The 21,176-nt window shown below is 70.6% G+C and carries 25 protein-coding genes and 1 pseudogene; 18 read left to right on the forward strand and 8 right to left on the reverse strand.

What is annotated here, in order from left to right:
* Window positions 1-93 precede the first annotated feature (93 nt).
* Entirely contained in the window at window positions 94-504 is a 411-nt protein-coding gene (locus C2L58_RS39775) for an ATP-binding protein (RefSeq protein WP_233226195.1), read from the reverse strand.
* A gap of 277 nt (window positions 505-781) precedes the next feature.
* On the opposite strand from C2L58_RS39775, the gene C2L58_RS39780 reads away from it, so the two are divergent.
* Both C2L58_RS39780 and C2L58_RS39785 read left to right on the forward strand, forming a co-directional pair.
* Entirely contained in the window at window positions 782-1,219 is a 438-nt protein-coding gene (locus C2L58_RS39780; RefSeq protein WP_158264235.1) for an anti-sigma factor antagonist, read from the forward strand.
* A 25-nt stretch (window positions 1,220-1,244) separates the two neighbouring features.
* Window positions 1,245-1,685: an ATP-binding protein gene (locus C2L58_RS39785; protein ID WP_103342783.1), complete on the forward strand. Its 441-nt coding sequence runs from the start codon at window positions 1,245-1,247 to the stop codon at window positions 1,683-1,685.
* A 332-nt stretch (window positions 1,686-2,017) separates the two neighbouring features.
* Here C2L58_RS39785 and C2L58_RS39790 read toward each other — a convergent pair whose 3' ends face one another.
* Entirely contained in the window at window positions 2,018-2,455 is a 438-nt protein-coding gene (locus C2L58_RS39790) for a MarR family winged helix-turn-helix transcriptional regulator (protein WP_146073765.1), read from the reverse strand.
* A 62-nt stretch (window positions 2,456-2,517) separates the two neighbouring features.
* On the opposite strand from C2L58_RS39790, the gene C2L58_RS39795 reads away from it, so the two are divergent.
* From C2L58_RS39795 to C2L58_RS50075, 4 genes and pseudogenes are all read left to right on the forward strand, one after another.
* The gene (locus C2L58_RS39795; RefSeq protein ID WP_146073766.1) at window positions 2,518-3,642 is read left to right on the forward strand and encodes an FAD-dependent oxidoreductase; all 1,125 of its coding nucleotides are present in this window, start codon (window positions 2,518-2,520) and stop codon (window positions 3,640-3,642) included.
* A 140-nt stretch (window positions 3,643-3,782) separates the two neighbouring features.
* Window positions 3,783-4,202 carry a hypothetical protein gene (locus C2L58_RS39800; RefSeq protein ID WP_103342786.1) on the forward strand — a complete coding sequence of 140 codons (420 nt, stop codon included), beginning with the start codon at window positions 3,783-3,785 and terminating at the stop codon, window positions 4,200-4,202.
* 35 nt (window positions 4,203-4,237) lie between these two features.
* A pseudogene (locus tag C2L58_RS51615) lies at window positions 4,238-4,468 on the forward strand (MMPL family transporter); the annotation flags it as partial.
* A gap of 94 nt (window positions 4,469-4,562) precedes the next feature.
* Window positions 4,563-5,006: a helix-turn-helix domain-containing protein gene (locus tag C2L58_RS50075; RefSeq protein ID WP_255410625.1), complete on the forward strand. Its 444-nt coding sequence runs from the start codon at window positions 4,563-4,565 to the stop codon at window positions 5,004-5,006.
* 152 nt (window positions 5,007-5,158) lie between these two features.
* Here C2L58_RS50075 and C2L58_RS39810 read toward each other — a convergent pair whose 3' ends face one another.
* Window positions 5,159-5,428: a winged helix-turn-helix transcriptional regulator gene (locus tag C2L58_RS39810; protein WP_103342788.1), complete on the reverse strand. Its 270-nt coding sequence runs from the start codon at window positions 5,426-5,428 to the stop codon at window positions 5,159-5,161.
* A gap of 227 nt (window positions 5,429-5,655) precedes the next feature.
* On the opposite strand from C2L58_RS39810, the gene C2L58_RS48940 reads away from it, so the two are divergent.
* The 9 genes from C2L58_RS48940 to C2L58_RS39855 all read left to right on the forward strand — a co-directional run bounded on the left by C2L58_RS48940 (window position 5,656) and on the right by C2L58_RS39855 (window position 16,720).
* The gene (locus C2L58_RS48940; RefSeq protein ID WP_146073768.1) at window positions 5,656-6,039 is read left to right on the forward strand and encodes a hypothetical protein; all 384 of its coding nucleotides are present in this window, start codon (window positions 5,656-5,658) and stop codon (window positions 6,037-6,039) included.
* Window positions 6,040-6,109: 70 nt separating this feature from the next.
* Complete coding sequence (pstC, locus tag C2L58_RS39820) at window positions 6,110-7,114, forward strand: phosphate ABC transporter permease subunit PstC (protein WP_103342790.1); 1,005 nt, start codon at window positions 6,110-6,112, stop codon at window positions 7,112-7,114.
* On the forward strand, window positions 7,111-8,247 hold the full coding sequence (gene pstA, locus C2L58_RS39825) for a phosphate ABC transporter permease PstA (RefSeq protein ID WP_103342791.1): 1,137 nt from the start codon (window positions 7,111-7,113) through the stop codon (window positions 8,245-8,247). Before pstC ends, pstA begins: the two co-directional genes overlap by 4 nt.
* Entirely contained in the window at window positions 8,244-9,827 is a 1,584-nt protein-coding gene (gene pstS / locus C2L58_RS39830) for a phosphate ABC transporter substrate-binding protein PstS (protein ID WP_103342792.1), read from the forward strand. Before pstA ends, pstS begins: the two co-directional genes overlap by 4 nt.
* A complete protein-coding gene (locus tag C2L58_RS39835) occupies window positions 9,824-12,202 on the forward strand; it encodes a hypothetical protein (RefSeq protein WP_103342793.1) in 2,379 nt (792 codons plus the stop codon). Before pstS ends, C2L58_RS39835 begins: the two co-directional genes overlap by 4 nt.
* A 150-nt stretch (window positions 12,203-12,352) precedes the next feature.
* A complete protein-coding gene (locus C2L58_RS39840; RefSeq protein ID WP_233226197.1) occupies window positions 12,353-13,339 on the forward strand; it encodes a hypothetical protein in 987 nt (328 codons plus the stop codon).
* Window positions 13,340-13,353: 14 nt separating this feature from the next.
* Window positions 13,354-14,937 carry an Ig-like domain-containing protein gene (locus C2L58_RS39845; protein WP_103342794.1) on the forward strand — a complete coding sequence of 528 codons (1,584 nt, stop codon included), beginning with the start codon at window positions 13,354-13,356 and terminating at the stop codon, window positions 14,935-14,937.
* Window positions 14,938-15,012: 75 nt separating this feature from the next.
* Complete coding sequence (locus tag C2L58_RS39850; protein ID WP_103342795.1) at window positions 15,013-16,026, forward strand: DUF916 domain-containing protein; 1,014 nt, start codon at window positions 15,013-15,015, stop codon at window positions 16,024-16,026.
* The gene (locus C2L58_RS39855; protein WP_103342796.1) at window positions 16,010-16,720 is read left to right on the forward strand and encodes a hypothetical protein; all 711 of its coding nucleotides are present in this window, start codon (window positions 16,010-16,012) and stop codon (window positions 16,718-16,720) included. The genes C2L58_RS39850 and C2L58_RS39855 overlap by 17 nt, the downstream gene beginning before the upstream one ends.
* Before the next feature lie 27 nt (window positions 16,721-16,747).
* On the opposite strand, the gene C2L58_RS50080 is transcribed toward C2L58_RS39855, so the two are convergent.
* From C2L58_RS50080 to C2L58_RS50090, 3 genes are read right to left on the reverse strand one after another with little or no spacing between them, the layout of a single operon-like run.
* On the reverse strand, window positions 16,748-16,927 hold the full coding sequence (locus tag C2L58_RS50080; protein ID WP_199191663.1) for a hypothetical protein: 180 nt from the start codon (window positions 16,925-16,927) through the stop codon (window positions 16,748-16,750).
* A gap of 15 nt (window positions 16,928-16,942) precedes the next feature.
* The gene (locus C2L58_RS50085; RefSeq protein ID WP_199191664.1) at window positions 16,943-17,176 is read right to left on the reverse strand and encodes a hypothetical protein; all 234 of its coding nucleotides are present in this window, start codon (window positions 17,174-17,176) and stop codon (window positions 16,943-16,945) included.
* A gap of 21 nt (window positions 17,177-17,197) precedes the next feature.
* A complete protein-coding gene (locus C2L58_RS50090; protein ID WP_199191665.1) occupies window positions 17,198-17,674 on the reverse strand; it encodes a hypothetical protein in 477 nt (158 codons plus the stop codon).
* 99 nt (window positions 17,675-17,773) lie between these two features.
* Between C2L58_RS50090 and C2L58_RS39865 the strand changes: the two genes are divergently transcribed.
* From C2L58_RS39865 to C2L58_RS39875, 3 genes are all read left to right on the forward strand, one after another.
* Window positions 17,774-18,649, forward strand: coding sequence for a sortase (locus C2L58_RS39865; RefSeq protein ID WP_103342797.1), 876 nt, complete (start codon window positions 17,774-17,776; stop codon window positions 18,647-18,649).
* 16 nt (window positions 18,650-18,665) lie between these two features.
* Entirely contained in the window at window positions 18,666-19,463 is a 798-nt protein-coding gene (locus tag C2L58_RS39870) for a phosphate ABC transporter ATP-binding protein (RefSeq protein WP_199191666.1), read from the forward strand.
* A gap of 192 nt (window positions 19,464-19,655) precedes the next feature.
* Window positions 19,656-20,072, forward strand: a complete 417-nt coding sequence (locus tag C2L58_RS39875; protein ID WP_103342799.1) for a hypothetical protein — start codon at window positions 19,656-19,658, stop codon at window positions 20,070-20,072.
* A 21-nt stretch (window positions 20,073-20,093) separates the two neighbouring features.
* On the opposite strand, the gene C2L58_RS39880 is transcribed toward C2L58_RS39875, so the two are convergent.
* The gene (locus tag C2L58_RS39880) at window positions 20,094-20,396 is read right to left on the reverse strand and encodes a hypothetical protein (protein WP_233226198.1); all 303 of its coding nucleotides are present in this window, start codon (window positions 20,394-20,396) and stop codon (window positions 20,094-20,096) included.
* A gap of 40 nt (window positions 20,397-20,436) precedes the next feature.
* Entirely contained in the window at window positions 20,437-20,988 is a 552-nt protein-coding gene (locus C2L58_RS39885; RefSeq protein WP_103342800.1) for a 5'/3'-nucleotidase SurE, read from the reverse strand.
* Window positions 20,989-21,176: the final 188 nt, after the last annotated feature.

Raw genomic sequence — 21,176 nt, forward strand, 5'->3', positions numbered from 1 at the left:
TCACCTGTCAGCACGACAGGCCATTACCGGGTCACCTCAACTCGGAACAACGTCCCCGGACATCACAGCTAGACCATGCTGCCCCAGACCCTGTCACGTGTCATCGACTTCCTCGCAGTCGACGCGTCCCCAGACGAGTTTGCCGTCATCGTGGCGGCTCACGCCCCACGCCGAGCACAGCTGATCGACCAGCAGCAAGCCGCGGCCGCCGCCGCGGTCGGGCGCCCGCACCTGCGGTTCACCGGCGCCCGAATCGGCGACGGCCACCGTCACCTCGCACGGGGTGGCCCGATGATAGATCCGCAGCTGACGCGGCCCGCCGGCATGCTGGTAGGCGTTGTCCAACAACTCCCCAACCACGATCACTGCGTCGATTATTTCCCTGTCACCCAAGGCAGCCAGTTGGGCCTCCGCCCAATGTCGGGCTTCGGTCAGAGCCGACAGGTCAGCACCGGCGAGGTCCAGGACCTGCCATTCCGCCGGGTTCGCTTCACTCCAGCTCACGTGCACTGAGCGGCTCCCTTCCGAGGCCGGGTTTCCTGCAACAGTGCGGCCTGTTCACCCGACGTTTACCCGCGGCTGCGGTTTTCACCCATTCCCGGTCACATGTAGTGACCCGCAGGGGCAAAAGACGACGCGAACAAAGTGACCCGCGCCGGCCGGGCGGCGGCTCTTCCGCACAGTCGCCGCCTCTTCCTGCCCCTGCGTGAAGGCGAGCCAGCCCGAGCGCTGCGCGGGGCTGCGGTGAGTTCGGTGGGCGTAGGGCGGGCATGATGTGCCGGTGACTTTTCCCGAGCCGGAGACCGGCGGTTTTCCCGCTGCTTCCTCGGCCGCAGTGTCGGTGTCGCTGCGGCACGTCGAGACCGCGCTCGTGCTCGACGTCGGAGGCGAGGTCGACCTGGTCACCGCGCCCGAACTGAACGACGCGGTCACCGCTGCGCTGGCCGAGGCGCCCACCGTGCTGATCGTCGACTTGACCGCGGTGACCTTCTTCTCCTCGGCCGGCTTGGCGGTCCTGTTCGATCTGCAGAGCAAAGCCGGGCCCGCCACAGCGGTCCGGGTGGCGGCGACCTCGGTGGCCGCCCGGCCGATGGCCATCACCGGCGCCGACCGGCTGATGCCGGTGTTCGCCACGCTCGCCGAAGCGCTCCTGTCCGAGCACCCTGCCGAGCCGCCTCCGGAGCACGGCGACCGGAGTTCATCCGGGAGCAGCCAGTGACGTCCATGTCCGACGGGACCTCGTGATGGCGGCCGGTACCGCCGCTGACGACCGGGATCCGGCTCTCCCCTCACCGGTCGCGGACCTGGCCTGCGTAGGGGTCAGCGCGACGCCACCGCTGCTGGATCAGCTTCGCCGCCAGCTCACGGCGTGGGCCGGCTGCGCCGGGCTGCCTGCGGGACAGAGCCAGGACCTGGTGCTCGCGGTCTATGAAGCGCTGGCCAACGTCGTCGTACACGCCTACCCCGGCGAACCCGGCACCCTCGACCTGCACGCCCACCGGCACGGCAGCCGGGTCACCGTCACGGTCACCGACCGCGGCCGCTGGCGACCCGCTCCCGCACCTGGCCTCCTGCACGGGCGGGGGCTGCCCCTGATCCACACCCTGGCCGACGAGAGCGCCTTCACCACCACGCCGGCGGGCACGGTCGTCGAGATGAGCTGGACCTGCGCCCCGGTCATGTGACCAAGCTGTCGGTTTTCCACGAATGTGCGCCCGACGGTTGAGTGCCCCGGTCGCGTGGGTAGGTAATCAGCACTCGGGACGGGGTCTCGGGACAGGCGGCGGCCTGCCGGGATGACCACGCCGCACAGTCGGGGCGGTGCCGGGCAACACGGGTCATCTCAGCAGGCCGCCGCGACCTGCGCTGTCTTTGACCCGCCGTAACCGTATCCGTCACCCGCGAAGTGCCTTCCTGCGAGGACCACTGCAGACTCGATACTCCGTAGTTTGCGTTGCGAGACAGGAACTTTCGTATTTCAGACCGGGATCTACGCCATCCCGCGTGAACGTCTGGGCTAGTTGATCTGGGTGGCTAGATTGCTCAGCATGCGTGTGAGCATGCCGGTCATGAGGGTGATCTCGTCTGCGGTGAAGCCGTGGAACAGTTGCTTGTTCACGCGGCCGAAGATCGGTGGTAGCCGCGGAAGGAGGGCCTGGCCGTCGGCGGTCAGTTCGATGATGATCGAGCGGCGATCGCCGGGATGCTGGACGCGGCGAAGCAGCCCCTTGTCGGCCAGGCGATCCAGCAACCGGGTCATCCCGGCCGTGTCCGTCCCGAGTTGCTGCTTGAGTTGGCTCGGCGTTCTGATCTCGCGTGAGGCTTGCAGGAGTAGCGCGGCCTGTTGCGCGGTCAGACCCAGTGGCGCCAGTTGGCGCTCCACCATGGTGTTCAGGTCCCGTCCCACCTGGTTGAGCAGGGACCCGCCGCCGAGCATCAATTCGATCGAAGCCATCACAGGATTATAGGGGTCGCGACATTTGCTGTCGCGACAGCAATTCTGGTACCGTGGCAGGTGTGATCGATCCGAAGGTTCTCATCGTCGGCGGCGGGATCGGTGGTTTGTGCCTGGCTCAAGGACTACGCCGGGCGAGTGTGAGTGTCGCGGTCTACGAGCGAGACACCTCATCCGCAATCCGCACCCAGGGATACCGGATCAGCCTGAAAGACAACGGCGCGAAGGCTCTGCACGCCTGCCTGCCGACGCACCTGTTCGACCTCGCGGTCGCGACCTCGATCCGCTCGGCCACCCGCATGGTCTTCATGGACACCCAGCTCCGGCCGAAGTTCGCCAAACCCATCCCGCCGATCGAGCCCGGCCTGGCCGGGTTTGGCGTTAACCGGCTCACGTTGCGTGAAATCCTGCTCACCGGCGTGGAAGACATCGTCCACTTCGGAAAGACGTTCGACCACTACGAGGAGCTGGGCGACGAGGGCGTCCGGGCCCATTTCGCCGACGGCTCCAGCGTCGAGGGCACCCTGCTGGTCGGGGCAGACGGGACCCATTCGCCGGTGCGGCGGCAGCTCGTACCCGACGCTGCCGTCGACAACCTGGGCTGGGCTGTCTACGGCAAGACACCGCTGACCGATGACCTGCTCGCCGCCACCCCGGACGAGCTGATCGACACCTTCAACCGAGTGATCGCCGCCGACGGCGCCGCCATCTCCATCGCGACCTGTCGGACGGCGAGCCCGGCCCCGGAGCCGCTGACTGATATCCCCGGCTACCTTTCCTGGACCATGTCCGCCGCCGGGCCACCACCCGGCGGCCCATCCCCGCACGAGTTGCACGAGCTGGCCACCGCGACAGTCGTTGACTGGGCGCCCGCCGTCAGGCGAATCGTGGCCGAGGCCGACGTGCCGGCGACCTTCCTCCTCGCCATCACCTCCGCGCAGCCCGTAACGCCGTGGCAGGCGCCCGCCGTCACGTTGCTCGGCGACGCCGTCCACACCATGTCGCCCGGACGCGGCGATGGAGCCAATATCGCCCTGCGCGACGCACAGGTGCTCGCCGACCTGCTCCCGCTCGGAAGGTCATCCGCCGCGGCCAAGGCCGAGTATGAACGGCAGATGCTGCACTACGGCTTCGCCGCCGTGGCAGCATCCCGCGAACACCCCTTTGCCCCGTTCCGACCCCGCTGAGATCCACCCCTCGAGGTCGTCCGGGAGGAGCAACTGCAGAACTTGAATCGCCAGGGCGGGGTCGGGCTCGGCTCAGCGCGGCCGACCGGGACCGGCTCGCCGCCGCGATACCCCTTGCTCGAGAAAGTAGCGACCGAACTATGAACACATCCGGCTGGACCCCGCTCGATCCCGACATCGACGCGTTCATCGACGAATACGACCGGCGCAGCGCCGAGCCGGGTGCCGATGCGACAACGCTGTTCGCCGCGAGCTTCCTCGCCCTGGACCCGGCCCGTGCGGTCACCCTCACCCCTGCCATGCTCGCGGCGGCGTTGCCGGCCCGGCGTGGCATGTTCGACGCCGCCGGGATCGGCGCGATCCGGCGCATCGATGCCTGCCAACTGCGCCTCGACGAGCACCACATCCTGGTCAGCGTCGATTGGACCGCCGAACGCGCCGACCGGGATCCCCTGCGCCTGGAATCGACCTTTCTGATCCGCCGTGAGCTCGACGGCCCGCGCATCATCGTCTACCTCAACCACCACGACGTAGCGGCCCTGCTCACCACCGACGCCTGACCGCGGTCCGACGATGTACGGGGTCGCGGGGTCGGATGACGGCAGCGAGTCGACTTACTCGCAATGTGTCCGAGACCCGTCCTGAGTTCGCCTGGACCATCGGCTCAAGGTGGCGGCCCTGCCTCGGGTCGGGGCCCGGTCACTTCGGCCTGAGCACCGACTACGCAGCCATGCTGATCCCCCGCTACCGCGAGGAACTACGTCGCCGCGACGACAGGCGCGAAGCGCTGGCGTTGGCGCTGCGTCGCACTTTCCCCTCCGTGCTGGCGTCCGCGGCATTGGCGCCCCATCCCCGAGCCAGGGGGCGTCGCGCACCTGGGGCCGACGATCGACTGGGCGCTCGGCCGCCTGGACCGGCGACTGTCCGTCGACGACCTCGCCGTCCACGCCGGCATGAGCAGGCGCAACTTCACCCGCCGGTTCGCCGAAGTCACCGGATCCACGCCCGCGCGCTGGGTCCTGGCTCGCCGTCTCGACGAGGCCCGGCACTTGCTCGAAACCACGAGTACGCCCATCGCCCGGGTCGCCGCAGCGTGCGGATTCGCCAGCGTCGTCACGTTCCGGCGGAACTTCGTCAGTGCGTACTCGACGACTCCCACGCGTATCGGCAGCGTTTTGCGCTGGCGCCGGGGGACAGCGGCTCTTCGTGAAGGCCGCGGAAGAAGCACGGGAAGACCGGACTTCACCCGGAAAGGGTTTCCCGTTGCGCGGCGCGAACATGACCATGGCGCAGAGGCCGGGCGGAGCCAGCGCGGGAGCGACGAGGTTCCCCACCCCGGACAGTCGTCGCGTCGTCGGAAGTAGGGGACCACGGCCAGCGAAGAGCGTATCGCCGCGGAGACGTTGCTAGGCGTCCCTTTTCCCGAGGACCACGCCGGCGCCTACGTCTCCATAGCGGACCGGGCGGCGGTCGCGGTCATCAACACCGACGCGGGTAGGAGGCCATGAGCCGCCTCCTACCCGGCAGTCGTCTTGGTCGCACCCCGCGAGGATGCCGGCCGAGGCTCGGCCGGGACGGACTCGGCCCACGCGGCCATGGCTTCGAGCACCTCACGGAGTCCTTCGCCGAGCGGGGTGAGCCGGTACTCGACGCGCGGCGGGATCTCCGCGTAGGCGGTGCGGGTGATGATGCCGTGGTCCTCGAACTGGCGCAGCCGGCTGGTCAAGGTGTGCGGGCTGATCCCCGGGGAACGGTACGGAACGATGTCCGCGCCACCGGGCGCTATGCCCGTTGCGTCGCAAGATTAACCGTTGTCGTACTCGCCCGACCGCCCCTCGGTGTCGACCAGCGTTTTCCGTTGTGTCGTGCGGTTGGTCCGATATTTCCCGCCCTGTGCGCTTCATCCCTAGTGAACGCCTGCAGAACCGGAGCGAAGTCCGTTGTTTCGCTGCCGTATACCGAGATGATCGAGCCTGAGTGCGCCTCACTGGGGATCGCGCGAAAAGGACGACAATGGCCGAACCTCGGTTCGAATTGGTGCATTCCACCCCGGGGCGACTGCGGGGACGAGGGTATGCCGGTTCGTCGGGCAGCGTTGTGTGGCGGTTTCTTTCCGCCAACAACCGCAGTCTGGCGCAGTCGGCAACGTCCTTTCCGGACGCTCCGTCCTGTGCCGAAGCCGTGCGGGTGCTTCGCGATCACCTCGAGCTGGCCGAGGTGGTCACCGTGCGGGATACCCGGGGCAAGTGGCTGTGGCAGATCAAGATCGACGGTGCCGCCGTCGGGATGTCGGCGCGGAGCTACCAACGTCGGCTGCACGCGGTCAATTCCGGGAATTCCTTTCGAGAGCTCGCCGAACGCAGTCCCGCGGTTTCCGGGGCACGTGTTCGTCCGTAGTTCACGTTCCGGCCCGGAGCAGTCCAGATCGCCGGGAAAGGCTCTCGTCCGAACGAGACAGGGGAGTGCGATGACGAGTGTGCTGACCGAGCCACCGCGGGCGGAGGTCCGGCGAAGAACCGGGGCCCCGGGCGGGGCCGACCGGGCGTTCCTCGCTGTGCTGCTCGGAGCCGGCGTGGTCGTGCTCGCGATCATGGTCACCGTCGGCGGGTTCCTCGTGAAGAACGGCGGCCAAGCGCTCGATCTCGCCGGATTCTCCTTCCTCACCACACAGACCTGGCAGCCGGACTCCGGGAACTTCGGCATCGCCGCCGTGCTCGTCGGCACCCTGTTGATCGCCGGCACCGCACTCTGCGTCGCCTTCCCGCTCGCCCTCGGCGTGGCGCTGTACATCTCCGAATACGCCCCGGCTCGGCTGAAGCGGGTGCTGACCAGCCTGGTCGACCTGATGGCCGCCGTGCCGAGCGTCGTCTACGGCCTCTTCGGCGCCGTTTTCCTGCAGTGGAACGCCCTCGACGTGCCGCGCTGGCTCGCGGTGCACCTCGGCTGGTTCCCGCTGTTCACAGTGGATGGCTACGACGCGAACGACCCGCTGAGCAGCCAGACGGTGTTCGCCAGCTCCACCTTCTTCGCCGGGGTGATCGTCGGGATGATGGTCATGCCGATCACCTGTTCGGTGATGCGCGAGTCATTTTCCCAAGCACCGCCTGGAGAACGCGAAGGCGCCTACGCGCTCGGTGCGACGCGCTGGGGGATGATCCGCAGCGTCGTACTCCCGTACGGCCGGGGCGGGATGATCGGCGGGACGATGCTCGGCCTCGGCCGCGCACTCGGCGAGACGATCGCTGTCTACATGATCATCTCGCCGGTCTTCACCATCCAGCCGCACGTCCTGCAGAGTGGCGCCAACTCGGTGTCCGCGCTGATCGCCCAGCAGTGGGCCGCGGCCAGCCCGTTCGGCCTCTCCGCGCTGATGGCCGCCGGGCTCGCGCTGTTCGCCCTGACCCTGCTGGTCAACTTCGGCGCGTCCGCGATCATCGCGCGCAGCCGGTCCGGCCTTGGCAGCGAAGCATGACCGAACTCCAGGAACGCCGGCGGGTCACGAAACCCGGCCGGCTGCTCGACCGGGTCACCGTGCTGGGCGGACTGGTCGCGGCCGTCGCGTTCACGGCACTCGTGTTCGACCAGCTGGCGCCGTTCGGCGGCGTGATCGGGTTCGCCGTCCTGGCGTGGCTGGTGTTCCTCGGTCTCTACGGATTGCTCGTCTCCCTGACCGAGAACGCGCTGACCGTCCGGGACCGGCTCGTCTCGGCCGTGGTGCACAGCCTCGCGGTCTTTGCGCTGCTGGCGCTGGTGACGATCGTCGCGTACCCCTTGATCCGCGGCATCGACGCGTTGCACCACTTGAACTTCTTCGTGCAGGACATGGCCACCGCCGGCCCGCTCGACCCGCTGACGCAGGGCGGGATCCTGCACGCCGTCGTCGGCACGCTGGAGCAGATCGCCATCGCGCTGTCCGTAACCGTCCCCTTGGGACTGACGTGTGCGGTGTACCTCAACGAGGTACGGGGCACGTTCTCCCGGCTGGTGCGCACGATCGTCGACGCGATGACCGCGCTGCCGTCCATCGTGGCCGGGTTGTTCGTGTACGCCGCCCTGATCGTCGCACTGGGTCTGGAGAAGTCCGGCCTTGCCGCGGGTTGCGCGATCAGCGTGATGATGCTGCCGATCGTGATCCGCGCGGCCGACGTCGTGATCCGGCTGGTGCCGGGCAACCTGCGGGAGGCGTCGCTGGCGCTGGGCGCGGGCCGCCTGCGGACGGTGTGGCACGTCGTCCTGCCGACCGCGCGATCCGGCCTCACCACGGCGATCCTGCTCGGCACCGCGCGCGGGATCGGGGAGACCTCGCCGGTGCTGATCACCGCCGGGTTCACCGCCTACCTCAACGCGGATCCGCTGTCCGGGCCCCAGATTTCCCTGCCGCTGGCGACTTTTTCGCTCGTCACCTCGCCGGAGGAGGCGATGAAGGCCCGTGGGTTCGGGGCCGCCGCGGTCCTGATGCTGCTCGTGCTCGTGTTGTTCGTGATCGCGCGGATCGCGGGCGGCCGTCCGGCCGGTGAACTCACGCGTGGCGCGCTCCGCCGTCGCGCGCGGGCCTCGGCCGCCGACCGCGAGCGGTTCGACGTCCGGATGTGGGGTGAATCATGAGAAACGTCCGGGTGCTGCGGTCGATCGCCGCGGCGGTGGTCTTGGTGTTGCTGGGGCAGTCGACGGCGTTCGCGCAGGGTTACGTGCCGATCAGCGGTGCCGGGTCGACGTGGAGCTCCAACGCGCTGGACCAGTGGCGCAAGAACGTCGGTCAGTACGGCATGCGGATCAGTTACGCGGCCACGGGGTCCACCGACGGCCGCAACCAGTTCAAGGCCGGCCAGGTCGACTTCGCCGTGTCCGAGATCCCTTATGGACTCACCGATGCCGGCGTCACCGACAACCCGCCGGCCGATCGCGGTTACGCGTACATGCCGATCGTCGCGGGCGGGACGTCGTTCATGTACAACCTGCACATCGGTGCGACCCGCGTGACGAACCTGCGCCTGTCCGGGCAGACGCTCACCGGCATCTTCACCGGGACCATCACCAACTGGGCCGACCCGGCCATCAAGGCCGACAACCCGGCGCTGACGCTGCCCGCGCGGAAGATCATCCCGGTCGTGCGGTCCGACGGCTCGGGCACCAGCGCGCAGTTCACGACCTACATGGCGAGCCAGTTCGGCGGGGCGTGGGACGCGTTCTGCCGCAAGGCCGGCCGGGCGACGCCGTGCGGGTTCACCTCGAACTACCCGCTGGTGCCGCCGGTGGTCGGGCAGTCGGGCTCTCTCGGCGTGACCAACTACGTGCGCCAAGACCAGAGCGAAGGCTCGATCACCTACGTCGAATACTCCTACGCGCGCAACGCGGGCTTCCCGATCGCCAAGGTGCTCAACAAGGCGGGGTACTTCATCGAGCCGAAGGCCACGAGTGTCGCCGTCGCGTTGCTCGCGGCGACGATCCGGCCGGACCTGACTCAGGACCTCGGCGGCGTCTACAACAACCCGGACGCTCGCACGTACCCGCTGTCCAGCTACAGCTACATGATTCTGCCGACCACCCCGACGTCGCCGTTCAACACCGACAAGGGCAAGACTCTGTCGGATTTCGCGTACTACTTCCTCTGCGAAGGCCAGCAGCAGGCCGACCAGCTCGGCTACTCACCGCTGCCGAAGAACCTCGTGCAGGCCGGGCTCGACCAGGTGGCGCGGATCCCGGGGTCCACGAAGAAACCCACCGACATCTCGAAGTGCAACAACCCGACGTTCTCCCCGGACGGCACCAACCTGCTCGCCAAGAACGCGCCGCAGCCCTCGCCGTGCGACAAGGTCGGCGTGACGCAGTGCGCCGAGGGCACCGGCGGTGCCCGTGCCCCGACCCCGGTCAAGGGCGGCACCGTATCCGGCCCCGGCGCGCAGTCCGCGACCAATCCCGACGGCACCGCACCTGGCAGTACCACCGCGACACCGGGAGCGGATGGCACCACCGGCCCGGCGAACGGGGCGATCGACCCCGACACGGGCCTGCCGGTCAACGGCCAGAACGTCGCCGCCGGCGGCTCGGCCGTCCCGGTCTCCCTCGACCAGCGCGACAACGCGACGGCCGCCCTGCTCACCGCGCTGGCCGTCGCACTCCTGCTCGGCCTGGTCATCGGCCCGCCGATCCTGGCCCGGCGCCTGCGCAAGGAGGAGGAGCGATGAAGCTCGCCCGCCTCCTGCTCGCCGTGTTGCTGACGGTGACCGTGCTTGCCGGCACCGGCCACGCGGAAGAGGCCACCGGATCGGCCGTCACGGTGGCCGGAACCGGCGCGTTCTCGAGCCTGAAGGTCACCGTCGACCAGACCACGGACCTGATCAACCAGACCGTCCACGTCAGCTGGACCGGCGGCGCGCCGACTGGTCCCTCGGGCAACTTCGCCACCAACTACCTGCAGCTGATGCAGTGCTGGGGGGACGACCCGGCCGGGCCGACACGCGAGCAGTGCCAGTACGGCGGCCTGGCCGCCCAGAGTTCACCGGTGGCGGGAGCCTGGGCCCGGCGGCGGCAGGTCAGCTACGGATCCACCCTGGTAGACCTGCTGGAAACGCTCAAGCCGGCCGCACCGGGGCAGCAGGCCGTCGTGCCGTTCCGCTCGGTCACCGGCGTCACGACGACCTCGACCGGCGACTTCTTCACCGCGGGCACCACGAACGAGCTCCCGCTCGCCAAGACCCGGCTCGACGGCGGCGGCGAGGTCGACTTCGAGGTGCAGACCGCGCTCGAGTCCTACGGCCTCGGCTGCGGCACCGTGGTCACCGGCAGCCCGCGCTCGTGCTGGCTGGTCGTGGTCCCGCGCGGGAACAAGGAGGTCGACGGCTCGACGGTGGGCGGCGACAACCGCCCGCAGCTCGACTCGTCCCCGCTGAGCGCGTCCAACTGGGCCAACCACCTCTCGATCCCGCTGAAGTTCCAGCCGGTCGGCGCGGCCTGCCCGATCGGCGCGGCCGAGCGGCAGACGTCGGGCGACGAGTTCCTGTCCGACGCCGTGCTGCGCTGGCAGCCGAAACTCTGCGCCGGCGGCGGGACCGTGTTCGGCTTCACCCAGGTTCCGGACGGCGTCGCGCGCCAGACGCTGCTCTCGGACACCCCCGGCCTGTCGTTCCTCCGCGATCCGGTGCCGCCGGACCAGGCCACCAAGCCGCTCGTGTACGCGCCGATCACGTTGTCCGGCCTGAGCATCGCGTTCATCACCGAACGGCAGTCGGCGGGGGAGGGTGTGGTCCCGCCTGAGGTCTGGCACCGCGACGGCGAGCAGATCACCGGCCTGAACCTCACCCCGCGGCTGGTCGCGAAGCTGCTCACCCAGTCCTACGTGCTGTCGCTGCCGGTGCGGCAGGACTACCTCAAGGGCAACCCGGACTCGCTGACCGCCGACCCCGAGTTCATCGGGCTCAACCCGGAGTTCAAGGACTCAGGCCGCCTGATGTCCACAGTGGACGCACTGGTGCCCACGGTGGACATGGACGCGACCGCCGCGCTGTGGCGGTGGATCGCCGCGGACAAGGACGCCGCCGACTTCCTCAACGGCGTCCCGGACCCGAACGGGATGAAGGTCAACCCGGGGTACAAGGGCCTGAAGCTGCCGGTGTCGAACTTCCCGAAGGCTGACCTGACCTGCACCGGCACCGGGCTGCTCGCCAGCTGCGCGCTCGACCTGCGACCGCTGGCCGGCGACATGCACGAGGCCGGCCGCGCGATCAGCCGCGGCGACACGCTGGGCAAGGCACCGACCGGCTTCGCTACCCCGGACGGCAAGCCCCAGCTCAAGGCCGTCGACCGGCAGCCGCAGGGCCAGCGGAGCCTCCTCGCCGTCGTCGACACGCCGACCGCGGCGCGCTACGGCCTGCCGACGGCGAAGCTGCGCAACTCTTCCGGCGCGTTCGTCGCCCCGTCCGACACGTCGATGCTCGCCGCCGTCGCGGCCGCCAAGCCGGGCGCGGTCGGTGACGTCCTGTCGCTCGACCCGCTGGCGACGGCAAAGGACGCCTACCCGCTGACGAACCTCGCCTACGCGGCGACCGCACCGTCCGCTTTGGAGATCAAGGCGGGTGCCGACTACGCCGCGTTCCTGAAGTACGCGGTGGGCGAGGGCCAGCAGCCAGGCATCGCGCCCGGGCAGCTGCCCGCGGGCTACGTCCCGCTGCCGCAGGCGCTGCGGGCCCAGACCGTCACGGCTGCGGACAAGATCGCCGCCGACGCCGGCAAAGCCCTCACGCCTCCGACGTCGTCGACGCCGGAACCGGACTCCGCCGGTGGGCTGCCGGCCGGCGGATCACCGGCGGGGGAGCAGGCGCCCGCGAAGGGAACCGGCGGAGAGCCCACGCCGGCGCCGGCCTCAGCGCCCTTGCCGGCGAAGGCCGTCGCCACGCCGCCGACGACGTCCGCGGCCCAGCAGCCCGTGGCGCAGGCACGCCCGACCCCGGCCACGCCGGTCGGGTTCGTGCGGTACGTGCTGCTCATCCTGCTCGCGGCCGGTGCTGTGGCCGCCGCGTCCGGTCCGGCGCTGACGCGCTGGGGCAGCCGGGTGAGGAGGTGATGGCCGCGGTGCGCCGCGCGGGGAGCTGCCACTCCGCCGCACGGCGAGCCGGGTGAACCGAGCAAGCCCGGTGTCGTGGCCGCGAAAACGGCGACACCGGCACGTCCGGGCAGCAGCCCGGGCATCCCTGCTGCGAAAAGGATACCTGAAGTGCGTAAGAGACACGCTCTCGTCACGGTCGCTTCGGCGGCCATGCTGCTCGTGCTGGGTGGCGCCGCCCAGGCCGACCCGGCCGGCGCCCCCACCTACCGCGACCTCGCCGGCGTCGGCTCGGACACCACCCAGGGCGTGGTGAACGGCCTCGCCGACGCGATCACCGTCGGCGGCGTCAAGGTGCTCGGTTCGTACGACGCGACCGGGTCCGCGAACATCACCACCAAGGACCCCGCGGTCAAGCCGAACTGCACGATCCCGCGGCCGGCCGGCTCGGGCAACGGCGTCAACGCGCTCGTCGCCTCGCTCGACGGCAACACCGGCTGCGTGCAGTTCGCGCGGTCGTCGTCGAACAACTCGGCGAACTACGCCGGCAAGAACCTCACCTACGTCCCGTTCGCGGTGGACGCGGTCACCTACGCGGTGCGCGCCGACAGCGCCATCTCCAAGAAGCTCACGACCGCGCAGCTGAAGAGCATCTTCAACTGCACCGCGCCCGGGGTCGGCACGACGTACAAGCCGCTGCTGCCGCACTTCGGCTCGGGCACCCGGTCGTTCTTCCTCTCCCAGCTCGGCCTGACCGACGCGGCGAACTACACCACGACGTTCTCGTGCGTGAAGGACGTCGACGCGGCGAACACGCCGATCGAGGAGAACACCGGCACGTTCCTGATCGAGCCGGCCAACGTCGCGCCGTACTCCATCGCCTCCTACCAGGCGCAGGTCAACGGTGTGATCCCGGCGGTGCAGGGCAAGGCCGTGCTGGCCACGCTCAACGGCATCTCACCGACCGCGCTGAACACCAGCTCCTCGTTCAAGCGGGACGTCTACAACGTCATCCCGAGCGGCCAGGTGGGCACCGCGCCGTACAGCACCGTGTTCGTCGGCAGCGGCTCGGCGATCTGCCAGAACGCGGACCTGATCAAGAAGTACGGCTTCGGCCAGGCCGCCAACTGCGGCGACACCGCCATCGTCACGCCCTGAAAGGCAACGCACCCATGAGCTCCAGATCCTTCGCGAGCCGGTTCGCCGTCGGCGCGGCCGTTCTCGGCACCGCCCTCGCGGCGATGTTCGGCTCGATCGCACCGGCTTCGGCCGCCGTGCCGGCGGGCACCCTCGGCACCCTGTCCCTGAGCCCGGCGACGGGCTTCGACACGACCGCCGGCGTGGCGACCACGTCGGCCGGCTGCCCCGACACTTCGGACGCGTATTACCTGTACGTCTACGGGCCCGGCGGCTTCACCAATGGCCTGATCGCCACGACTACGAGCAGCGTCAACTTCTCCACGACGGCGGGCTTCCCAATCCAGCAGGGCTTGTCGTTCAAGGACATCGCGCTGGACAACAGCACCACCGTCCAGCCGGGCAAGTACACCCTGGCGGCCAGCTGCGTCGACTCGTTCTCGCAGCAGGTGCTGGGCACCTTCACCAAGGACATCTGGTTCACCGACGCCACGCATTTCCAGAGCACCGACCCGAGCGCGCCGGTCACCACGACGACGTCGCTCGCGGCCTCCCCGGCGTCGCCGGTCACCCAGGGTGCCAACGTCACCCTGACCGCCACGGTGACGCCGGCCTCGGCGGGCGGCACCGTCCAGTTCAAGGACGGCGCGGCCAACCTCGGCAGCCCGGTCGCCGTCGCGAACGGCACGGCGGCGCTCACCACCTCGGCGCTGGCCGCCGGCAGCCACTCGCTGACCGCGGTCTTCACCGGCGGCTCGGCGAACGTCTCCGGCTCGACGTCGCAGGCGGTGACCTTCCAGGTCAACGCCCCGGTCGCGACGCCGACCACGACCGCGCTCTCGGTCACCCCGAGCGGCACGGCCGCGCAGTACAGCTCGGTGACGCTGAACGCGTCGGTCACGCCCGCGGGCGCGGCCGGGTCGATCCAGTTCACCGACGGCGGCGCGAACCTGGGCAACCCGGTCGCGCTGGCCGGCGGCACGGCGTCGCTGACGTCCTCGACGCTGGCGGTCGGCGCGCACACGTTCACCGCGAAGTTCGTGCCCGCCAACGCGGCGGCGTACGTGGCTTCGGAGTCGGCGGGCGTGCCGCTGACCGTGACGGCGTTCGCCGGGGTCGCCGCCTCGGAGAACATCACCACCACCGTCACCGCCGGTGAGCTGCTCATCAGCGTGGCCAACCAGAACGTCACGCTGCCGTCGCCGGTCATGTTGCCCGACGCCTCGATGCTGCAGACCTCCGGCAACCTGAACCCGATCACCGTCACCGACACCCGGGCGGGCAACCCCGGCTGGAACGTCTCCGGCCAGGCGACCGACTTCGGTGACGGCGCTTCGCACGCGATCAACGCCGGCAACCTCGGCTGGAGTCCGTCGATCGTCGACAAGGTGGCCGCGCAGAACATCACCGCGGGTCCGGCCGTCAACCCGGCGGCGGCGATCGCCCCGGGCACGGCGGCTCCGGCGGGCGCGGGCCTCGCGGGGTCCCGCACCCTCGCCACCGCGGCCGTCAACGGGGGCAACGGCACGGCGCACCTGACCGCCGGGCTCTCGCTCAACGTGCCGACGTCGACCGTCGCCGGCACCTACACCTCGGTCCTGACCCTCACCGCCATCTGAGCACCCGGGTCTCCGGCGGGTTGTGCCCCCTCCCGCCGGAGACCCGGCTCCACCCCTGCTTCCGAAGGGATCCCGATGCGTCTAGCCGCCCTGGCCGCCGCGTTCCTGTTCGCGTTCGCGCCGTCGGCCGCCGCCCAGACCCCCGCTCCGCCGCCGGCCGCGGGCGACCAGCGGGTGACCTTCGGGGTGCGCCCGGCCACGGCGACCGCGCCGGACAACCGCGCGAGCCTCGGGTACAGCGCCACCCCGGGCGCTGTCGTGAAGGACTTCGTCGCCGTGTCGAACGTCGGAACCACCCCGGTGACGCTCAAGATCTACGCCAGCGACGCCTTCAACACCCCCGAAGGTGGCTTCGACCTGCTCGCCGCGGGCAAGCCGTCGGTCGACGTCGGTGCCTGGACGCACGCGGAGAAACCGAGCGTTTCCGTGGCCCCGCGGTCGGTCTCGATCGTGCCGTTCACCCTGACCATCCCCGCGAACGCGACCCCCGGCGACCACGCGGCGGGCATCGTCGCCGCGCTGACGACCGAACAGACGGGCGCTAACGGGCAGAAGGTCGCGGTGGAACAGCGCGTCGGCGCCCGCATCTACCTCCGCGTCACCGGCGACCTCACACCGCGGCTGGCGATCACCGGCCTCACCGGGTCGTACGCCGCGACCCCGTTCGGCCGCGGCGACGCCACAGTCAGCTACACCGTCCGCAACACCGGCAACACCCGGCTGTCCGGCAAGCAGCGCGTCAGCGTGAGCACGCCATGGGGATCCACTGTGGACGGTGAAGCCCTGCCGCCGCTGCCGGAACTGCTGCCGGGCGGCCTGGTCAAGGTGACCACGACGGTACGCGGTCTGCTGCCCGCGGGCTGGCTGGACGCCACTGTGCACGTCGATCCGGCGCCCGCGCCCGGGTTCACCGACGTCGTCCAGCCCGCCGAGGAATCGGTGACGCTGAGCGCGGTGCCGTGGGCGGCCCTCGGCGTGCTCGCCGTGCTGGCTCTGGGCGTCTTCGCCGTACTGTTCGCGCGTCGCCGCCGTCGCCGCACCCCGGTGGTGCCGGCCGAGGAGGTGACCGAACATGCGGCGGCGCTGTGAGGTCCTGCTCGTGGTGGCCGCGTTCGGGCTCGGTGCGACGCCCGCGGAGGCGGCGCCGCTCGGCGGCCTGGTCATCACCCCCGGCGAGGGACAGGACGCCGCGACGATCCGGATGCACACCAGCGGAGGCTGCCCGGCCGATGCGGACGCGTACTTCGCCACCCTGCGCGGCAAGGGCATGCCCGCCGACGGCCAGATCGTCGTCGCCACCACCGATGTCGGGCTGTCGCACGCCGGCGGGTTCGACGTGTTCCTCGCTCAGACGCTGCGGGACTTCGCGGCGGACAACAAGACGACGCTGTCCGGGCAGTACGACATCGCGGTGCACTGCATCGACTCCTTCAGCCAGCAGAGCAAGGGCGAGTTCACCGCGGCGCTGAAGTTCGACACGCCGGTGAAGTACGCGGCGCTCGGGGCCGCGAAGGGCCCTTCACGGGTGCCCGAGACACCCGCCGCCACCCCGCAGGCGCCGGGCGCAGGCACCGGGCCGGTGCCGGGGACGGCCGCGCCGGAGCTGCCGGCCGCGACCACCCCGGCACCGGAACCCGCCCGGACCGACGCGGCGGCCCAGAACCCGGCGCCCACCGGGGGCGGGTCGCCGGCCGCGGTGTTCGGCCTGGTCGCGGCCGTGGGGCTGGCAGCTGCAGTGGTGGCGCTCGCGGCCTGGGTGATGCGCAGGCGTCGTGTCCAGTAACGGAAGGAAGGCTTTCATGCGTAAGCGTCAACTGGCCGCGGTCGTCGGCTCGGCAGCCGCGGCGGCCTGCGTCGTGGTCGCGCTGGTGACCTCGGCGCCGGCCTCGGCCGCGCTGCCGCCACCGGGCAGCCTCGGCACGCTGGCGATCGAACCGGCGACCGGCACCGGGGCCACCGCACCGGTGGTGCGGACCTCGCAGGGCTGCACACCGGACTCCGACGCCTACATCGCGCACGTCTTCGGCCCCGACGGGTTCGCGGACGGCCTCGTCGCGACGTTCGGACTGCAGGACGTCAACTTTTCGGCCACGCAGGCGTTCCCGGTGCAGTTCACCAAGAGCATGAACGACATCGCGACCGACAACAACACGACCGTCTCCGCCGGGACGTATGTGGTCAGGGTGTCCTGTGTGGACTCCTTCTCCCAGACGACCACCGGCACCTTCACCACGAACATGTACTTCACCGACCCGGGCCACTACCAGTCGACGGACCCGTCCGGGCCGCCGCCGACCACGACGTCCACGACGCCGACCTCGGTCAGCACGTCCCAGCCGACGACCACGACTCGGCCGACCACGCCGACGACGACGCCCACTTCTGCGACCACGCAGCCGACCACGTCGACGACCACCTCGTCCACGACGACCCAGCCGACGACGGCCACCGAAACGTCGACGCCGACGACCACGACCGAAGTGGAGTCGTCGACGCCCACGCCGTCGACGAGTACGACGACGAGCCCCTCGGCCACCAGCACCACGACGAGCACCAGCACGATCGGCACGATCACCAGCACCAGCTCATCGGCGAGCCCCGAGACGTCCACCAGCACCCCGGCGTCCACGAGCGACAGCACGTCGGCTACCGCTCCCGTCGGGGACACCTCGGGCGGAAGCGGCCCGGGCGCGGCGCAGTCGGTCGGGACCAGCGTCCCGGCGCGCACGCTGGCCAACACCGGAGTCGACGCGGGCTCTCTGCTGCTCCTCGGCCTCGTGCTGCTCGGCGGTGGTGCGGTCGCGCTGATCTTGACGCGGCGGCGCAGGGCGGCCCGATGACCGTCGGCGTGACCCCGGCCGCCGCGCCGCACGCGGTCGTGCGGCCGGCCGGGCAGGCGCTGTCGATCGCGGCGGCGCTGATGCTGTGCCTGGTCGCCCAGTTCGCCCTGATCGGCGCCTTGGCCCACAACCGCGACCAGGACCGCGCCTACGACACCTTCCGCGACCAGCTCGCCAACGCGACGGCCCCGGCGGGCGGACTGGACCGCGACGGCCACCCGCTGGAACTCGGGACGCCGGTCGCCGTGCTGGCGATCCCGCGGATCGGCCTGCGCGAGGTCGTCGGCGAAGGCTCGTCCGCCACCGTGCTGAAGTCCGGCCCGGGCCACCGGCGGGACACCGTGCTGCCGGGACAGCCCGGGGTCAGCGTGGTCATGGGCCGCCGCGCCGGCTACGGGGGACCGTTCGCCGACCTCCGCTCGCTCGCCCACGGTGACCTGATCACCGTGACCACCGGGCAGGGCAAGCACCAGTTCGAGGTGATGGGCGTCCGGCACGCGAACGACCCGCAGCCCCTCGCGCCCGCGAAGGGCCAGGGGAGGCTGACGCTGATCACCGCCGACGGCCCGCCGTACCTGCCCAGCGACGTCCTGCGCGTGGACGCCCGGCTGCTCACCCCGGCGGTCCCGGCCGCGGGCGCGGTGCCGGGGTTCGCGCTGCCCGCTCGTGAACAGGCCCTCGAGGGCGACGCCACGGCGCTGGTTCCGCTGGTGGTGTGGGGTCTGCTGCTCGCGCTCGCCGCGGCCGGTGTGGTGTTCGTGCACCAGCGGGTGGGCCGGTGGCACGCGTGGGTGATCGGGGTGCCGGTGCTGGGTGCACTCGGGGTGACCGTGGCCGACCAGGCGGCGTCGCTGCTGCCGAACCTGCTGTGAGGAGACTGCCGTGACGATGCTGCTGCCTTCGGTCGAGGAGGCCACCGCGATCGAGGCGAGGGAGGTGTCCGCGTGGTTCGGCGAGCGGAAAGTCCTCGACCGCGTTTCGCTGGACATGCCCGCTCGCTCGGTCACCGCGCTGATCGGCCCGTCCGGCTGCGGCAAGTCGACGTTCCTGCGCATCCTCAACCGGATGCACGAGCTGATTCCCGGCGCGACCCTGGCCGGGGAGGTGCTGCTCGCGGGTGACGACATCTACGCGCCGGCGTGGAAGCTGACCGACGCCCGCCGCCGGATCGGCATGGTGTTCCAGAAGCCGAACCCGTTCCCGGCGATGTCCATCTACGACAATGTCACGGCCGGGCTGAAGCTCACCGGCACCAAGGTGAAGCCGGCCGACCGCGACGACCTGGTCGCCGAGTGCCTGCTGAAGGCCGGGTTGTGGAAGGAGGTCCGCGACCGGCTCCGCCAGCCCGGCGGCGCCCTGTCGGGTGGCCAGCAGCAACGGCTGTGCATCGCCCGCGCGCTCGCCGTCCGCCCGAAGGTGTTGCTGATGGACGAGCCGTGCTCGGCGCTGGACCCGACGTCGACCCGCCGCATCGAAGAGACGATCGAGGACCTCAGCGGCGAGGTGACCATCGTGATCGTCACGCACAACATGCAGCAGGCCCAGCGGGTTTCGGCCCAGTGCGCGTTCTTCCTCGCCGAGGAGGGCGCGCCGGGTGTGATCGTCGAGTCCGGTCCGACCGGCGCGATGTTCGACCAGCCGGTCGACCAGCGGACGGCGGATTACGTCCATGGCCGTTTCGGCTGATCCGCGTCCCCCGCGATGGTGAATTCGAAGTGAACAACGTCTATTATCACTGCTGGGAGCGCGCCGCTGACCTGGGTCTTCGGCGTCTCACCCGCCGATCGGCGCACGACCCGAGTGCCGATGGCGGCGCAGCCGCGGACATGATCCACTACGGTGAGCTGAACCTGGGGGCCGCGACCGCAGGGAGCCGTCATGCCGACCCTCACCACCGTGGCAGACTGGACGATCACCGCGTCCGGTGACACCGCGACCTTCACGCACGCCGCCGCAGGCGGCTACTGGGCACCGCGCGTGTGGAGCGGCCGCGGGCTCGCGATCGCCGAAGCCGACCTTCCCGCCCTGGACAAGGTGGTCGGTGAGGTGCTGAAGCTGCCGATCTACTGGCTGGCCCGCGCCCGGCGCGGCGACGCCGGCGCCGGGGACGCAGCGATCTGGTCGGCGCCGCGGTACGACCCGGACGACGAGTTCGTCTACCTCACCGGTCCGTGCCGGACGGACGCGCCGGCCCCGGGATACCGGCCGGCTCCGACCTTCGATATCGACCTCGTGCACCTCCGGGGCCTGCGGATCAGGATCGCCGCCTACCGGGCAGCGTCCACCTGCCAGTAGGGCTCGGTCCACGGAGGTCGGTCAGCGGCCGTCCCACGGCCGCCCGGCCAGCAGGTTGGCCGCCCACCCGAGCGCGAGCCGGCAGAGTGCGGCTTCGGCACCGCGCCGGTGGGCGACGACGGCGTCGTCGCGCCACAGCATCAGCGCTGTCGCTCCGTCCGCGGTCGGGGTCAGGCCGATCACCCAACGCTGGCCGCTGAGGGTGAGGACCCGCTCCGCGGTGATCCAGTGCCCGCGGGAGCGAGTCACCGTCCAGGCCGGGAACCGGTCGAGTTCCGCGACGGACGTCGCCATGCGCTCGTGCTCGTCAGGGCGGCCGTTCATGTCGCCACTTTCGCACAGGGGAACCGGGGAATCCGGGAGCTCAGAGGCGCACGTCGGGATCTTCGGTCACCGACCGCAGCGCCGTTACCGTCGGGTGGCCCTCAGCCAGCAGCCGGGCGTCGCTGTCCGGTGGCAGCTCGCCCTCGACGATGGCCGCGAGGCTGATCGCGCCGTCACCTGCGTAATCGACGCGGGCGCGCACCGTGCCGAACTCGGCCAGCCCGGCCCGCAGCGGCGGATTGACCTCGGCCTGGTTGGGAACGTTCAGGTTCAGCACCGACCCGCCGGGGAGGGCGGCGAGCCGGTCGAACAACGTCGCCGCGACCGTGACCGCGGTATCCAATGTGGCTGCGGCCGCGGCTCCAGCCCGACATCGAGCGACACTACTAGCGCACGGGCGCCGTTGAGAGGCGGTCAGGGCCGCCCCGACCGTGCCCAAATGCAGCACGGCGCGGCCGACGTTCGCGCCGTGGTTGACACCGGACAGCACGATGTCCGGCGGGTCGCCGAACGCTCCCTGTGCCGCGGCGAGGACGATCGGCCCGGGGTGCGCGGCGACCGCGTGGGCGGGCACGCCGGGCAGCTCCGGCACCCCCTGAAGGGCACCCCCTGAAGGGCACCGTCTGACGGAGTCGGTGCCGGAAGTTCACCGGCCAGACACCTTCCTCGTCTCCTCCTGGCGAAGTGCGGCAGCCACCATTCCCAGTGCCGTACGAGACGAGGAGGTTCCGTGCCCGCTTCCCTGCTTTCCCGGACCGCGCAGCGGCTCGCCGTGACCGT

This window comes from Amycolatopsis sp. CA-126428 (assembly GCF_002904335.1).
Lineage (GTDB): Bacteria > Actinomycetota > Actinomycetes > Mycobacteriales > Pseudonocardiaceae > Amycolatopsis.